Here is a 14492-nt window from a genome sequence, read left to right as displayed (position 1 = left end):
GTCATTAACAGGATCGTGGCCATTTAAATCGGTAACGGCACGAGTGAATTAAAACCCGGGGCCTGACGACGAAACCATTGGGCTACGCAACCCCGACAAGCCAGCCTCCTGCAAGGATCGCTTTCTTTTGGTTACTTTTCTTTACGAGCGCGAGTAAAGAAAAGTGACATCTCACACGTTCTAAAACGGCCGACACCGTACAGCCGCGACAGCAGCTAGAAGCGCTAAAACACCGCCCACTCACGCTATCCTGCATCAGCAGCCAGAAGCATCAAAACCCCGCCCCAAAACGCCCCCATGCCCCTCTACTCCGCCCGGATCTTCGCTTCCGCCACGATCTTGGCCGAGCGAGCCATGTCCTCTTTCTCGAAGCGGGCGAAGTCTTCCGGCGTGCCGGGCGAGAGCAGGTAGCCCTGCTCGGCCAGCCTGCCCCGCAGGTCGGAAGCCAGCGCCTTGTTGACCTCGGCATTGAGCCGCTTGGTCACCTCAAGCGGCAGCTTGGACGGACCCCACAGGCCGTACCACGAATAGAACTCATAGCCCGGCACCGTCTCGCCAACGGTGGGCACGTCCGGCATGGAAGGCAGCCGGTCCTTGGAGGTCACCGCGACCACGCGCACCATGCCGCTCTTGTGATACGGCACGGCACCTAGCACCGGATCGATAAAGCCATCGATGGCGCCGCCGATCAGGTCCTGGTAAGCGGGCGCGGAGCCCTTGTATGGCACCACCAGGTAATCGATCTTGCCAGCCCGCTTGAGCAGCTCCGTGGACAAATGCCCCGCTGAAGCCTGCGAGCCGATCGCGAACGACATCTTGCCGGGATGCGCCTGCGCGTAGGCAATCAAGTCCTTGATGTTCTTGATGGGCAGGTTCCGGTTGACGGAGACGGCCAGCGGCCCCTTGCCGACCAGCGCGATCGGCACGAAATCCTTGGTCACGTCGTAGGGCGACGATTTCAGGGTCATGGGCGTGGTGGTGAAGGTGGAGGCGCTAAACAGCAGCGTGTAGCCGTCCGCCGCGCCCTTGGCCACCGCGTCGGCGCCGATGATGCCCTGGCCGCCGGGCCGGTTGTCGACAATGAAGCTCTGGCCGGTTTGCTCGGAGAGCTTTTGCGCGAGCATGCGGCCGACGGTGTCGGTCGGGCCGCCGGGCGGGAACGGAATGATCACGCGCACGGCTTTGTTGGGGTAGGCCTGTGCGAAGGCGCTGGCGGCGGCGCATGCCAGCAACGCGCCGGCGGCACAGCGGAAGATCCGGTGGAACAGCATGGTTTGTCTCCTGTCTCGACTGCAGGTGCGCCCCAGAGAGGGCGGTTCGCCTTTGGGGCGCTTCTTCTATCGTTCTGTTTGCTCCCCTCTCCCCATGAGGGGAGAGGGAGTATTCAACGTCTTTGGCCCGTCGTCACGGCTGCGCCAGCGCCGACATCTCCGCATAAAGATCCGCCTTGCCCTCAAACCCGATGCCCGGCAGCTCCGGCATGGTGATATGCCCGTCGATCACCTTCACGCCATCGGGGAAGCCACCATAAGGCTGGAACAGGTCGGGGTAGCTCTCGTTGCCACCCAGGCCCAGGCCAGCGGCGATATTGAGCGACATCTGGTGGCCGCCGTGCGGGATGCAGCGGCTCGGCGACCAGCCGAAGGTCTTGAGCACTTCCAGCGTGCGCTCGTACTCCACCAGGCCGTAGGACAGCGCGCAGTCGAACTGCAGGTAGTCGCGGTCGGAGCGCATGGCGCCATAGCGGATCAGGTTGCGGGCGTCCTGGTGGCTGAACAGGTTCTCGCCGGTGGCCATGGCGCCGGGGTAGTACTCGGCCAGCGTGGCTTGCAGGTGGTAGTCCAGCGGATCGCCGGCTTCCTCGTACCAGAACAGCGGATAGTCGCGCAGCATCTTGGCGTAGGCGATGGCGGTGTCCAGGTCGAAGCGGCCGTTGGCGTCCACGGCAAGCTGCGCGTCCGAGCCGATTTCCTGCAGCACGGCTTCGATCCGGGCGCTGTCTTCTTCCAGGCTGGCGCCGCCGATCTTCATCTTGACCACGTTATAGCCACGGTTCAGGTAGGAGCGCATCTCGGCGCGCAGCGCGCCGAGATCCTTGCCCGGGTAGTAGTAGCCGCCCGCGGCATAAACGAACACGCGCGGGTTGGCCTTGACGCCGTGGCGCTCGGCCAGCAACTGGAACAGCGGCACGCCGGCGATCTTGGCCACCGCATCCCACACCGCCATGTCAATGGTGCCGACCGCTACCGAGCGCTCGCCGTGGCCACCCGGCTTTTCGTTGGACATGGTGGCGGCCCACACGCGGTTGGGGTCCAGGTTGGTGCCGGCGTCGTCCAGCAGCGATGCCGGATCGGCCGCCAGGATACGCGGCGCAAAGCGCTCGCGGATCAGGCCACCCTGCCCGTAGCGGCCGTTGGAGTTGAAGCCGTAGCCGATCACGCGCTTGCCGTCGCGAAAGGCGTCGGTCACCACGGCGACGAGGCTGCTCGTCATCTTCGAGAAATCGATATAGGCATTGCGGATGGGCGACGAAATCGGCTTCGTCACTTCGCGGACGTCAATGATGCGGACGGACATTGCTGGTCTCCAGTGTCTTTCGGTAATCGGGTACTTCAGTGTTTCAGCGTTTCAGTGTCTTGCCGGGCCACTACAGCGACCCGCCTCCACAAATCAGGATCTGCTGCCCGGTGATCGCGCCGGCATCCGGGCCCAGCAGGAAGCTCACCATCCCGGCCACTTCCTCAGGCCGGATAAAGCGCCCGATGGGCGGCGTGCGCGGCGGCGTGCCCTTGCGGCCCGGGTCGTCCAGCATCGGGGTCTCGGTGGCGCCGGGCGCCACCACATTGACCGTGATGCCGCGCGGCGCCAGCTCGGACGCCCACGAGCGCGCCATGCCCACCAGCGCGGCCTTGGTCGCGGCGTACTGGCTGCGCCCCGGCGCGCCCGCCGCCGTGCGGCTGCCGATCAGCACGATGCGCGCGCCATCCGGCAACGTCGGCATCAGCGCGTTGGCCAGCACGCAGGCGGCTTGCACATGGATGCGCCACATGCCCTCGCCGTCCTCGGGCTTCAGGTCGCCGAGCACCGCGGTGCGCATGAAGCCCGCAGCATGGACGATGGCGTCCACCTGGGGCAATGTGGCCACGGCGGCGGCCAGCTTCGGGGCATCGGTCAGGTCGACCTCGATCCCGTTGAAGCCCTCGACGCTGGGTGCCGGCGAGCGGTCCAGCCCGGTCACCGTCCAGCCCGCCGCCAGCAGGCGCCGGGCGATGGCCGCGCCGATGCCGGAGCTGGCGCCGGTGACAAGGGCGTGCCTGGTGCGCGCCACGGGCGTGTCGTCGTCTTGCATGGATTGGCTCATCAAAGCCCCTTTGGATTGCATGGCCGGCGGCCCGGCCCCGGCGCGCTAGCCGCGCGGCGGGATGCCGAACCGGTACAGGCTCAGGTCAGACGTGGCTCAGGCTCAGGCGGCCGCTTTCTGCGTCACGCCAGCGTGTTCCAGCGCGGCCTTGATGGCGGCCAGTTCCGAGGCCGACGGCGCGTGGGTCGGCGGACGCACCGTGCCATCGCGCAGGATGCCGGCCAGCGCCATGGCGGCCTTCATGCGGCCGTGGGCTTCGCCCGTGGGCTCGCCGGCGCCGTACACCGCGTCCTTGAGCGGATTGATCAGGGCCTGCACGCGCATGGCTTCATGCAGGTCGCCGGCCTTGACCGCCTTGAGCAGGTCGTTGATCAGGCCGGGAATCAGCGAGGCAAAGCCGACCAGCGCGCCGTCGATGCCTTGCACCATCGACGACAGCAGGTATTCGTCGTGGCAGGTCATCAGCACCTTGGTGGGATCCGCGGCGCGGATCTCCTTGATGTCGCGCGCGTACTTGTTCATTTCGCGCTCGCCCATCTTGAAGGCCTTTACATACGGCAGCTTTGCCAGTTCCGCGAGCAGCTCCGACGAGTAGGAGCCACGGGTCCAGGCCGGGTAGATATGCACCACCAGGGGCAGCCCGCTGGCCTTGCCGATGGCGTTGAAGTAGTCGAGGCAATGCTCCGGCTTGAAGCCAAAGCGCAGCCAGTGATGCGGCGGCATGATATCGAGCCCGGCGGCGCCAGCTTCCTTGGCCCAGCCAGCTTGTTCCACGGCGTCGTTGATGCCTTCGCAGACCACCGACGAGATCACCGGGCAGATGCCCTGGGTGGCGTCGGCGGTGATGCGGGTCACCTCGGCGCGCTCGCGCGGCGTCAGCGAGAAGACTTCACCGGTATGGCCATTGGTCATCAGCGCGGTCACGCCTTCCTGAGCGCCCAGCCACCTGGCAAAGCGGCGCAGCTCCGGCTCGTTGATGCTGTAGTCCGCGTTGAACGGGACCGCGATGGCCGGAATGATGCCGTGGAAATTGATATCAGACACGTTCGTCTCCTGGTGAGGCTTGCGCTATTTGCGCGTTCGGGTTGGCAGCAAGGTGGGCGGAATAAACCCGCCGGAGGGTTGCAACGCACGGGACAGTTCGGTAGCGGCATGCACTACCGCCGGGGCCGTGGTCGATTCGAAATCTTCAAGCGAGGTATTCATGGCCGGCGCCGCCACGCTCAGGCCGGCAACCGGCACGCCGTCCACATCCAGCACCGGCGCGGCAACCACATAGAGACCGGACACCGTTTCCTGGTTCGACAACGCGTAGCCCTTGGCCCGCACGGTCTTGAGCCGCTCGAGGATGGTGTCGAGCTCGGTGAGCGTGTGGTCGGTCAGCTTCTGCCGGGGCTGGGCGTCCAGCACGCGGGACTGCATGTCCTGTGGCAGCCACGCCAGGATGGCGTAGCCAACGGCGGTGGAGTAAGCCGGCACGCGGCTGCCAATGCGGATATCCACGCCAAGCCGCGTCAGCCCGGCCTGGATCCGTTCCGCGTACAGTACGTCCGGGCCATCCAGCACGCCGATGGAAGCGGCTTCATTGATCTCCCCCACCAGCGCCCGCAGGATGGGCCTGGCCCGCGTGCGCAGGTCGGCATGGGCGATGGCGTCGAAGCCAAGATCCAACACCTTCAGCGACAGCCGGAACAGCCGCGTGTCCGGCACGCGCTGCACGTAGCCGATATCCACCAGCGTGTTGAGGAAGCGAAAGGCCGTGGCATTGTCCAGCCCCGAGCGGCGCGCGACTTCCGCCATGGTGAGCTCGGGCTCCTGCGCCGTGAACGCTTCGAGGATGCGGAAGCCCTTCGCCAGCGACTGCACCGTGTTCTTGGATGCGTCGCCCGCGCTGCTCGCCTTCGATGCGGTCGGGACGGAGTTCTCGGTAGCCATGTCTATCTCCACTGTCAGTTCTTGATGCAAACCCGGAATCGAGTTCGGATTCCGAATTTTAGTTTGATGAACTGACAGAGGAAAGCCCTCGCTCAAGTTGGGTGGGTACGCATCGGCACTGCTGCTTGCCGCTTAAAATTCGGATTGCGAATTTTTATTCGCAATCTAGGGCTGAGAAAAGGTGCCAACCAAAAGCACCTCTTCATCCTGCCTCGCGCCCTGAGACGCCCTTCAATTTATTCGGATAGCGAATTTATATTCGCAATATGAAATATTCTAGGCCTCGACTTCCGGCCCTTGCAAGCTCGATTTTCTAAGGGTTTTTACTAGGCGAGCTTCCCGACGGGAAGCTGGATGCTTGCATGGTACGGGACCAATGCAAATCCTGCCCCCTGCTGGCCTGAACACACCTTGCCGGCGGCGGTCCAACAACTTCATTGCCCGGAAGGCGGAGCGACCATGTCTGACATTACTACTTTTGTGCACGCTCACGCAGCCCATGGCGACTGGCATGCAGCCCTGGCCGAGTGCCGGCAGCAATTTGACGCGCAGGTTGCGGCGCGTCAGGCAGAGCCGGGCGGAGCGGCCCCGCTTACGCTCGGCTGGTGCTACCTGAGCGACTATTACGCGCCGGCCGCAGAGGCCATCCTCGCCGCGCTGCAGGAAACCTGGCCGGGCGTGGCCTGGGTGGGTGCGGCTGGCGTGGGCGTCTGCGCCAGCGGCGTCGAATACTTCGACGAGCCGGCCATGGTGCTGATGGCGGCGGCATTGCCGCCCAGCACGTTCCGGCTGTTCTCCGGGCAGCAGCCACTACCTTCGGCGTCCACCCCCTCCACCTCCCACTTCGCGCCCCATACCGCGCTGGTCCATGCCGAGGGCAGCACGCCGGATGTCCAGGACCTGCTGCACGAGCTGAGCACGCGCACTGCCACCGGCTATCTCTTCGGCGGCCTGTCTTCGGCGCGCAATCGCACCTTGCACATGGCCGATGGGGTCTTCTCCGGCGGGCTGTCGGGGGTGCTGTTCGGCCCTGAAATCGGCCTGATCTCGCGGGTGACGCAGGGCTGCAAGCCGATCGGGCCGATGCGCACCGTCACCCGTGCCGCGCATAACCTGCTGTTCGAGCTTGATGGCGAGCCAGCCCTCGACTGCGTCCTGCAAGACCTGGGGCTCGGGCGCGATGTGCCGGAGGAGACCTTGGCAAGCGTGCTGTCCGCCACCCTGGTGGGCCTGAGCAAGGGTGACGACGATGCGCTCAGCGTGCCTGGCAGGTTCGGCACGGACACGCTAGTGCGGCACGTGCTTGGCGTAGACGCGCAGCATGGCGTACTGGCACTGGCGGATGTTGTGGAGGACGGCATGCGCCTGGCCTTCTGCACGCGCAACCCCGCCGCCGCGCGGGCGGACCTGATGCGCGTTGCCACAGAGATCCGGTCTGAGCTTGAGAGCGGCCACAGCGGCCGGGCGCTGGGCGCGCTGTACATCAGTTGTTCCGGACGGGGTGGGCCCCATTTCGGGGCGCCGCATGCGGAGTTGCAGATGGTGCGCAATGCGCTGGGCGACCTGCCGCTGGCGGGATTCTTCGCTGGCGGCGAGATCGCACGAGACCGCCTATACGGCTACACCGGGGTGCTGACGGTCTTCACGGGGCAATGAGCCAATGAGCGCGCCCCGCCGCGCTCAATCCTTGTCCGGATGCCTCATCTCGAGGGGCGCGATCCAGCGCGCTTATTCCTGTTCGCCCTCGATGAGGTAACCCAGCGCCAGCCCTCCCTTGTGCGCATTCTTGGCAAACGCCGCCTTGTCGTAGCCGATATGGCGGTTCAGCGCCTGCTTTCCATGCGGTCTTAATGCAGCCTTAAGCCACGGTGAAATAACCTTGCGCCACGGACTGCGTAGAGCGACCTATCCCACGCCAGCCCCCCAACAACCAACAGGGCCAAACCGCCCCCCCCCCCAGCGCATAGCACACCTGGAGCACGCCATGAACACGCTGTCCCACCAGGCGATGCCAGCCTGGCTCAACAAAGTGCCCGAAGTCACCGTGGGCTTCTGGATCATCAAGATCCTGTCGACCACGGTCGGCGAAACCGGCGCCGATTTTCTCGCGGTCAACGCGGGGCTGGGCCAGGCCGTCACCGGCTGCGCCATGGGCGCCTTGCTGGCCATCGCACTGTTCGCGCAGGTCCGGGTGCATCGCTATGTTCCCTGGATGTACTGGCTGACCGTGGTGCTGGTCAGCATCGTCGGCACGCAGATCACCGATGCGCTCACCGATGGCCTGGGCGTGAGCCTGTATCTGAGCACGGCCGTCTTCGCCGTCATGCTGGCGGGGATTTTCGCGTTCTGGTACCGGAGCGAAGGCACGCTCTCCATCCGCACGATCTGCTCACGCCGCCGCGAGCTCTTATACTGGGCCGCGATTCTTTGCACCTTTGCCCTCGGCACCGCTGCGGGCGACCTGGCCACCGAAGCCCTGGGCCTGGGATTCCAGCTAGGCACCCTTGTGTTCGGCGCCCTCATTGCCCTCGCCGTGGCGGCGTTCTACTTCGGCGTCAACGCCGTGCTGACCTTCTGGATCGCCTATATCCTGACGCGCCCGCTGGGCGCATCGCTTGGCGACCTGTTGTCCCAGGCGCGGACCTATGGCGGCCTTGGCTTTGGCGCGGCGCTGACCAGCGGCATCTTCCTGGCTGTCATCGTCGCACTGGTCGCGGTTGCCCAGCGCAATGCAAACCAGGTTTTGGGAACGGCAACGGCGCCATGAACGGCACCGATGGCAGCGCCGTTGCCCTCTTCACCGCATCCACCCCTTCCGTACAGCAGGAGACCACCATGCGCAGAACCTTTATCACCCGTCCCTTCTCCATTGGACTGCTGGCGCTCGCGGCATGCTTGCCGGGCTATGCCGTCTTTTCTTCCACGAGCCTGATCCCTGCGGCCGAAGCCGCAACCCCGTCAAAGCTGGGCGACTTGAGCGCGTTCCGCGCGATCGCGGCGGATACGGCATCGATCGTCGACAAGGGCGACCTTGCCGGCGCGAAGAAGCGCATCAAGGACCTGGAGGTTTCCTGGGACTCCGCCGAAGCGGGCCTGAAGCCGCGTGCGGCAGCCGACTGGCACGTGGTCGACAAGGCGATCGATCGCGCGCTGGAGGCGCTCAGGGCCGGCACGCCGAATGCAGCGGATTGCAAGAAATCGCTGGCGGACCTGATCAGGACGATCGACCAGGTGAGTGGCAAGCAGTAAGGTGCCACCGGTGGCACGCATGCTGGATTGAGGAGGATCTCATCTATGTTGTCAACGGGACTACTGAGCTGGATCACCAGCGACCAGCAGATCATGTCGACGATGGCGCATAACTGGGTCTATGGCTTGCTGATCGTCGCCGCCATCGTATCCCTGGAAACGGGCATGGTCGTGCTGCCCTTCCTGCCCGGGGACTCCCTGCTGTTCGCGACGGGCGCGTTCCTTGGCATCAACGGCATCCCGCCGCTGCCGGCCATTGCCCTGATCGGGCTTGCGGCGGTGCTGGGCGACGGCGTCAACTACATGATCGGGCGTTCCGCGGTGGGCCAGTTCCTCATCCGCAAAGCCTGGATCAAGCCGCGCCACCTCGAAAAGACACGGGCGTATTTCGACCGCTATGGCGGCTCCACGATCACGGTGGCGCGCTTTGTGCCCATCGTGCGAAGCGTGGCGCCCTTCCTGGCAGGCCTTGGCGGCATGTGCCCGCGGCGCTTTACGCTCTACAACCTGCTGGGTGCGGCCCTGTGGTGCTCCGGCCTGCTGCTGGCCGGGTTCTGGCTGGGCGGGATCGAGTGGGTGCGCGGGCATATGAGCTGGCTGACCGTGGCCATCATTGCCGTTTCCCTGCTGCCGGTGGCGTTCCAGCTCCGGCGCGGCACTGTGCGCGCCGGGAGCTAGTGTCCCGTTCCGCTGATTCGTTCGCAAAGTCTGTTGAGCTTGGAGCGGGAATTGTAGGTTGGGGGGAAGTGTGCGATGTGTATTGCTTGTGGCCCGCTGACGCGGGGGTGTCTCTTGTGGGCGGGGTTTTATTGCTTCTAGCTGCTGTCGCGGCTGGGCGGTGTTGCCGTTTTAGAACGTGTGAGATGTCACTTTTCTTTACTCGTAAAGAAAAGTAACCAAAAGAAAGCGATCCTTGCAGGAGGCTGGCTTGTCGGGGTTGCGCAGCCCAATGGTTTCGTCGTCAGCCCCCGGGTTTTAATGACCTCGTGCCGTTACCAGTTTAGATCATCACGACGCGGCCAATGCCCAGGGTTTCGTGGTGGCCCCCACCGGTAGCCACCACCACGAATTTCAAGCCGTCTGTCGCTCGCGGCGCGGGCGGCCACGAAGTTGCATGCGTCCCGTTTTCGTCGTGGGCGCGGTGGCACCGCCGGAATAGTTTTGAGGGACTCACCACCGCGCCTACCCCACCACGAAACCATCACGGCGTGATATATCGTGGTGCTTCGCACCGGTACCGGCAGATGGGTGAATGAGCAGGGATGCCACTACCGGGGGCCTCACCACGAAACCAGTGTCATTCACAGGATCGCGACCCTTTGAACCGGTAACGGCATGAGTCCATTAAAACCCAGGGCCTGACGACGAAACCGCCGGGCTGCGCAACCCCGACAAGCCAGCCTCCTGCAAGGATCGCTTTCTTTTGGTTACTTTTCTTTACGGGCGAGTAAAGAAAAGTGACATCTCACACGTTCCAAAACGGCCAACACCGTACAGCCGCGACAGCAGCTAGAAGCGCTAAAACACCGCCCACTCACCCTATTCTGCATCTGCAGCTAGAAGCAATAAAACCCCGCCCACAAGAGACCCTCCCGCGTCAGCGGGGCCACTACAGCCAAACCAAAAGCCAAACCAAAAACCAAACCAAAAGCCAAACCAGCGGCTCAATCCTTATTCGGATGCGTCATCTCGATGGGCACGATCCAGCGCGCGTACTCGTCCTCGGTGAGATAACCCAGCGCCAGCGCAGCGGCCTTCAGCGTCAGCCCTTCCTTGTGCGCCTTCTTGGCAATCGCCGCCGCCTTGTCGTAGCCGATATGGCGGTTCAGCGCGGTCACCAGCATCAGGTTCTTGTCGAGGTTCTCCGCGATCTTCGGCAGGTTCGGCTCGATGCCAAGCGCGCAGTGGTCGTTGAAGGCCAGGCAGGCGTCCGCGATCAGCTCGATGCTTTCCAGCACGTTGTGGACCATCACCGGCTTGTACACGTTGAGCTGGAAATTGCCCTGGCTGCCGGCAAAGGCCACCGTGGCATCGTTGCCGAACACCTGCGCGCACACCATGGTCATGGCCTCGCACTGGGTCGGGTTGACCTTGCCCGGCATGATCGACGAGCCCGGCTCGTTCTCCGGGATGTTGAGCTCGCCGATGCCGCAGCGCGGGCCGGAGGCCAGCCAGCGCACGTCGTTGGCCATCTTCATCAGGCCGCCGGAGAGCGTGCGCAGCGCGGCGGAGGTTTGCACCAGCGCATCGTGCGCGGAGAGCGCGAAGAATTTGTTCGGCGCATCGACAAACGGATGGCCGGTCAGCGCGGCAATATAGGCCGCCGCGCGCGCGCCGAACTGCGGATGCGCATTCAGCCCGGTGCCGACCGCCGTGCCGCCGATGGCCAGTTCCAGCAAGCCCGGCTCAGCCGTCTTGACGGCATTCAGCCCGAAATCGATCTGCGCCACCCAGGCACTGATTTCCTGGCCAAGGGTGATGGGCGTGGCGTCCTGCAGGTGGGTGCGGCCCGTCTTGACGATGCCCTGGTACGCCTGTGCCTTGGCGGCCAGCGTGTCGCGCAAGGCGCCCACCGCCGGCAGCAGCTTGGTATGGATCTGCTCGACCACGGCGATGTGCATGGCGGTGGGGAACGTGTCGTTGGAGCTTTGGCCGCGGTTCACGTGATCGTTCGAATGCACCGGCTTCTTGCTGCCGAGCTCCCCGCCGGCAATCTCGATGGCCCGGTTGGAGATCACCTCGTTGGCGTTCATGTTCGATTGCGTGCCGGACCCGGTCTGGAACACCACCAGCGGGAAGTGGTCGTCCAGCTTGCCGGAAATGACCTCGTCGGCCGCCTGCACGATCAGCCGGCCGATGTCGGGCGGCAATTCGCCAAGCTCCGCATTGGCCTCGGCCGCCGCGCGCTTGAGGATGCCCAGCGCGCGAATCACCGGCCGCTGCCAGCGGAAGCGGCTGACCCCGATCGGGAAATTGATGGTGGAACGCTGCGTCTGCGCGCCCCAGTAGCGATCTGCGGGCACATCGATGGCGCCCATCGAATCGGTTTCGGAACGGAATGCGGGCATGGAAGACACTCTCCAAACAAACTACGTCAAGGATTGCCCGGTGCGGGGCAATCTGGAGGCACCCATCACCGAGCCGGAATAAAACGCCAGCGCTATCTTGTCCATGGACCACCTGCGCTGGTGGCGGCCAGGGCGTGACCTGCGCTGATTTTCGCAGTTGTGCGCTGTAGTGCGCTGTGGCGCGCTGTAGCACGGGAGGACGATACGGTCTCTCCGTTTTCCTTTTGTGGGGACAGCCCTGCCGCATGCGTTCCCGCCGCCGCTTCGAGCCAAGACGAACGATAGCCCAGGCGCCGGCCATGGGCAATCAATCCCGACGAAATGAAGGGGGTTCGCGGTAGGGGTTAATTTGAGGTGTTGACGTCGCATAGCACATGGTTTGGGCTATGGCAATGACGTTCCGTTTCGATCGGCGTAGCGTTCGACGGTGGTAGCGATGCCCGCAAGCGCCACACCTCTCATGTTCCGCGGCTCAACCATTGCCACCCCGCCCTCCGGCGGCTCGAAAGCGCGCATCGGTGGCGGCGTTTCGTCGAAACGTTCCACCTGCACGGCAGTAAGCTGGCCGGAACAGCCTTGCGCCAGCGACGAGGTGCCCTTGTCGCGCGTCAGTACGTTGGGGTTGCCGTGCGCGCACATTGAGCGGCCTTGCGCATCGATGGCCGGATCGTACCAGGCACCAGTCGGCAACTGGATGACACCGGCCATCACGGCATCGGACAGCGCCGCGCTGGCCAGGCAGGCGCCGCGTGCGTTGTAGAGCCGCACCAGATCACCGTCCGCGATGCCGCGCGCGGCGGCATCTTGCGGGTTGAGACAGCACACTTCGCGCGCCCCGCGCTTCTGGCTGGCGCTGTGCGCGCCGAAGTCGAGCTGGCTGTGCAGCCTGGTGGCCGGCTGGTTGGCAATCAGCGTGAGTGGATGCGCCGCGGTCGGGCCGTCGGTGGCGGGCAGCCATGCTGGATGACCGGGACAGTCGGCGTAGCCAAAGCCGGCAATCGTGCGAGAGGTGAGCTGGACCTTACCACTTGGCGTGGGCAACGGATGAGCCAACGGGTCGTCGCGGAAAGCGCGCAGAATGCCGCCGTCGTCAGCCTGCTGCGGCAGCAGCAACTCGCCGCGCTCCCAGAACGTATCGAAATCCGGTGCTTCGAGCCCCTTGTCGGCCAAAGCGACACGGGTCCGCTCATAGAGGTGGCGCAGCCATTGGGCGCTGGTGCGGCCTTCGGTGAAGGCTTCGCGCGTGCCCAGGCGCCCGGCGAGGTCGGCGAAGATGTCGTAGTCGTCGCGCGCGAGGCCGTGCGGCTCGGCGATGCGGTGCATGGCAACCATCAGCGGATCGGTCGGCGCCGCGCCGATATCTTCGCGCTCCAAGGTCAGTGTGCAGGGCAGCACGATGTCAGCATGCCGCGCGGTGGCGGTCCAGGCAATCTCATGGACGATGAAAGTGTCGAGCCCGCGGAACGCCTCGCGCAGGCGGTTCAGGTCCTGATGATGGTGGAAGGGATTGCCGCCGGCCCAGTAGGCCAGCCGGATATGCGGGTAGGTGCGGCGCTGGCCGTTGTAGTCGAACGCTTCGCCGGGATGCAGCAGCATGTCGGCAATGCGAGCGACCGGGATGAAATCCTTCACGCCGTTGGTGCCCTGGGGCAGCGCGGCCACCGGCACGGCATTGGTCCGCTTGCCGTAGTGCGCCAGCGTACCCAGCGCGTAGTTGTAGCCACCGCCAGGCAGGCCAAGCTGGCCGAGTGCCGCGGCCAGTACGGCGGCCATCCATACCGGTTGCTCGCCGTGCTCGGCGCGCTGCAGCGAGTGGGCCACCACCACCAGCACGCGCTTGCCGGGCAAAGCCGCCGCCAGTTCGGCGATGGCGCCCTCGGGCAGGCCGCAAATGCTGGCGGCCCAGGCGGCGGTTTTCGGCGTGCCGTCGGCGCGGCCCATCAGGTAGTCCTCGAATTCCGGCCAGCCTTCGCAATAGCGGGCGAGAAAGTCGCGGTCGTGCAGGCCGCTGCTCACCAGTTCGTGCAGCAGGCCCAGCATCAGGGCCGTATCGGTGCCGGGCCTGGCCGCGAGCCAATCGGCCTTGGCTTCGGGCGGAAAGTCGGTGCGCAGCGGGCTGACCGAGACGAAGCGGCAGCCGCGCGCCGCGGCCTCGCGCATCGAGTCCCGCTCGATATGCCGGCTGATGCCGCCGCTCGCCACGCGCGAATTCTTCAGTGCCATGCCGCCGAAGGCCAGCACCACGTCGGTATGCTCGACGATCTGTTCCCAGGTCACGTTGCGCCGGGCCACGTCGTCCATGCTGCCGAGGATATGCGGCAGGATCACCGCGGAGGCGCCCGCGCTGTAGCTGTTCACCGAGCGCACGTAGCCGCCCAGCGAGGTATTGAGGAAACGGTGCACCTGGCTCTGTGCATGATGAAAGCGGCCGGCGCTGGACCAGCCGTAAGAGCCGCCGAACACCGCCTGGGCGCCATGCCGCTGCTTGACGCGCTGCAGTTCGGCAGCGAGCCGGTCCAGCACTTCGTCCCACGGCATCGGCACGAAGGTGTCGAGGCCGCGCAGGGGATCGGGCCCGGGACCACGCTCCAGCCAGCCACGCCTTACCATCGGCGTGGTCACCCGCGCGGGATGGCGCAACGCATTGGTGAAGTTGCCGATCAGCGGATTGGGATCGGGGTCGTCCGGATGCGGCCGTACCACCAGGGCGCCATCCTGCCAGCCCGCGGAGAAGACGCCCCAATGCGCGCTGTGCGGGCGCATGGCGGGGCGAGGATCGGAACCAGGCGCGGTGCTGGAAGCGGAAAGAGGCTCGAACATCGTTTTTGGGCTCATGCGGTGGCGGGATGACAGGATTCAGCGTACGGCTTGCTCAGGCA

11 protein-coding genes are annotated in these 14492 nt (G+C 65.1%); 4 read left to right on the top strand and 7 right to left on the bottom strand.

Annotated features, from left to right (window positions below; all coding sequences use genetic code 11):
• Positions 1 to 305: 305 nt before the first annotated feature.
• From ACGLHR_RS22045 to ACGLHR_RS22025, 5 genes are all read right to left on the bottom strand, one after another.
• Positions 306 to 1271: a Bug family tripartite tricarboxylate transporter substrate binding protein gene (locus tag ACGLHR_RS22045; RefSeq protein ID WP_400096356.1), complete on the bottom strand. Its 966-nt coding sequence runs from the start codon at positions 1269 to 1271 to the stop codon at positions 306 to 308.
• 133 nt (positions 1272 to 1404) lie between these two features.
• Entirely contained in the window at positions 1405 to 2577 is a 1173-nt protein-coding gene (locus ACGLHR_RS22040) for a mandelate racemase/muconate lactonizing enzyme family protein (protein ID WP_400096355.1), read from the bottom strand.
• Between the two features lie 70 nt (positions 2578 to 2647).
• On the bottom strand, positions 2648 to 3349 hold the full coding sequence (locus ACGLHR_RS22035) for an SDR family NAD(P)-dependent oxidoreductase (protein ID WP_400096354.1): 702 nt from the start codon (positions 3347 to 3349) through the stop codon (positions 2648 to 2650).
• A gap of 114 nt (positions 3350 to 3463) precedes the next feature.
• Positions 3464 to 4405: a dihydrodipicolinate synthase family protein gene (locus ACGLHR_RS22030; RefSeq protein WP_318235072.1), complete on the bottom strand. Its 942-nt coding sequence runs from the start codon at positions 4403 to 4405 to the stop codon at positions 3464 to 3466.
• A 24-nt stretch (positions 4406 to 4429) separates the two neighbouring features.
• Complete coding sequence (locus ACGLHR_RS22025) at positions 4430 to 5296, bottom strand: IclR family transcriptional regulator C-terminal domain-containing protein (protein ID WP_318235073.1); 867 nt, start codon at positions 5294 to 5296, stop codon at positions 4430 to 4432.
• A 459-nt stretch (positions 5297 to 5755) separates the two neighbouring features.
• Between ACGLHR_RS22025 and ACGLHR_RS22020 the strand changes: the two genes are divergently transcribed.
• From ACGLHR_RS22020 to ACGLHR_RS22005, 4 genes are all read left to right on the top strand, one after another.
• Positions 5756 to 6952: an FIST N-terminal domain-containing protein gene (locus ACGLHR_RS22020; RefSeq protein WP_400096353.1), complete on the top strand. Its 1197-nt coding sequence runs from the start codon at positions 5756 to 5758 to the stop codon at positions 6950 to 6952.
• A 328-nt stretch (positions 6953 to 7280) separates the two neighbouring features.
• The gene (locus ACGLHR_RS22015) at positions 7281 to 8063 is read left to right on the top strand and encodes a hypothetical protein (RefSeq protein ID WP_400096352.1); all 783 of its coding nucleotides are present in this window, start codon (positions 7281 to 7283) and stop codon (positions 8061 to 8063) included.
• 68 nt (positions 8064 to 8131) lie between these two features.
• Complete coding sequence (locus ACGLHR_RS22010) at positions 8132 to 8545, top strand: hypothetical protein (RefSeq protein WP_400096359.1); 414 nt, start codon at positions 8132 to 8134, stop codon at positions 8543 to 8545.
• 45 nt (positions 8546 to 8590) lie between these two features.
• Positions 8591 to 9223, top strand: a complete 633-nt coding sequence (locus tag ACGLHR_RS22005; RefSeq protein ID WP_400096351.1) for a VTT domain-containing protein — start codon at positions 8591 to 8593, stop codon at positions 9221 to 9223.
• Positions 9224 to 10209: 986 nt separating this feature from the next.
• On the opposite strand, the gene fumC is transcribed toward ACGLHR_RS22005, so the two are convergent.
• Positions 10210 to 11613: a class II fumarate hydratase gene (gene fumC / locus ACGLHR_RS22000; protein WP_318235079.1), complete on the bottom strand. Its 1404-nt coding sequence runs from the start codon at positions 11611 to 11613 to the stop codon at positions 10210 to 10212.
• Between the two features lie 384 nt (positions 11614 to 11997).
• Entirely contained in the window at positions 11998 to 14433 is a 2436-nt protein-coding gene (locus ACGLHR_RS21995) for a molybdopterin guanine dinucleotide-containing S/N-oxide reductase (protein ID WP_400096350.1), read from the bottom strand.
• Positions 14434 to 14492 lie beyond the last annotated feature (59 nt).

Origin of the sequence: Cupriavidus sp. CuC1, from assembly GCF_044627735.1 — a bacterium.
GTDB classification, from domain to species: Bacteria; Pseudomonadota; Gammaproteobacteria; order Burkholderiales; family Burkholderiaceae; genus Cupriavidus; species Cupriavidus ulmosensis.
Note: the sequence above shows the minus strand (reverse complement) of the source record. Positions and strands in the feature narration are given on the sequence as shown.

Excerpts from the sequence above, each read along its gene's own strand:
- ACGLHR_RS22010 (WP_400096359.1), top strand. The coding sequence starts at position 8,132 with ATGCGCAGAACCTTTATCACCCGTCCCTTCTCCATTGGACTGCTGGCG.
- ACGLHR_RS22005 (WP_400096351.1), top strand. The coding sequence starts at position 8,591 with ATGTTGTCAACGGGACTACTGAGCTGGATCACCAGCGACCAGCAGATC.
- ACGLHR_RS22015 (WP_400096352.1), top strand. The coding sequence starts at position 7,281 with ATGAACACGCTGTCCCACCAGGCGATGCCAGCCTGGCTCAACAAAGTG.
- ACGLHR_RS22020 (WP_400096353.1), top strand. The coding sequence starts at position 5,756 with ATGTCTGACATTACTACTTTTGTGCACGCTCACGCAGCCCATGGCGAC.
- ACGLHR_RS22040 (WP_400096355.1), bottom strand. The coding sequence starts at position 2,577 with ATGTCCGTCCGCATCATTGACGTCCGCGAAGTGACGAAGCCGATTTCG.
- fumC (WP_318235079.1), bottom strand. The coding sequence starts at position 11,613 with ATGCCCGCATTCCGTTCCGAAACCGATTCGATGGGCGCCATCGATGTG.
- ACGLHR_RS22045 (WP_400096356.1), bottom strand. The coding sequence starts at position 1,271 with ATGCTGTTCCACCGGATCTTCCGCTGTGCCGCCGGCGCGTTGCTGGCA.
- ACGLHR_RS22035 (WP_400096354.1), bottom strand. The coding sequence starts at position 3,349 with ATGCAAGACGACGACACGCCCGTGGCGCGCACCAGGCACGCCCTTGTC.
- ACGLHR_RS21995 (WP_400096350.1), bottom strand. The coding sequence starts at position 14,433 with ATGTTCGAGCCTCTTTCCGCTTCCAGCACCGCGCCTGGTTCCGATCCT.
- ACGLHR_RS22025 (WP_318235073.1), bottom strand. The coding sequence starts at position 5,296 with ATGGCTACCGAGAACTCCGTCCCGACCGCATCGAAGGCGAGCAGCGCG.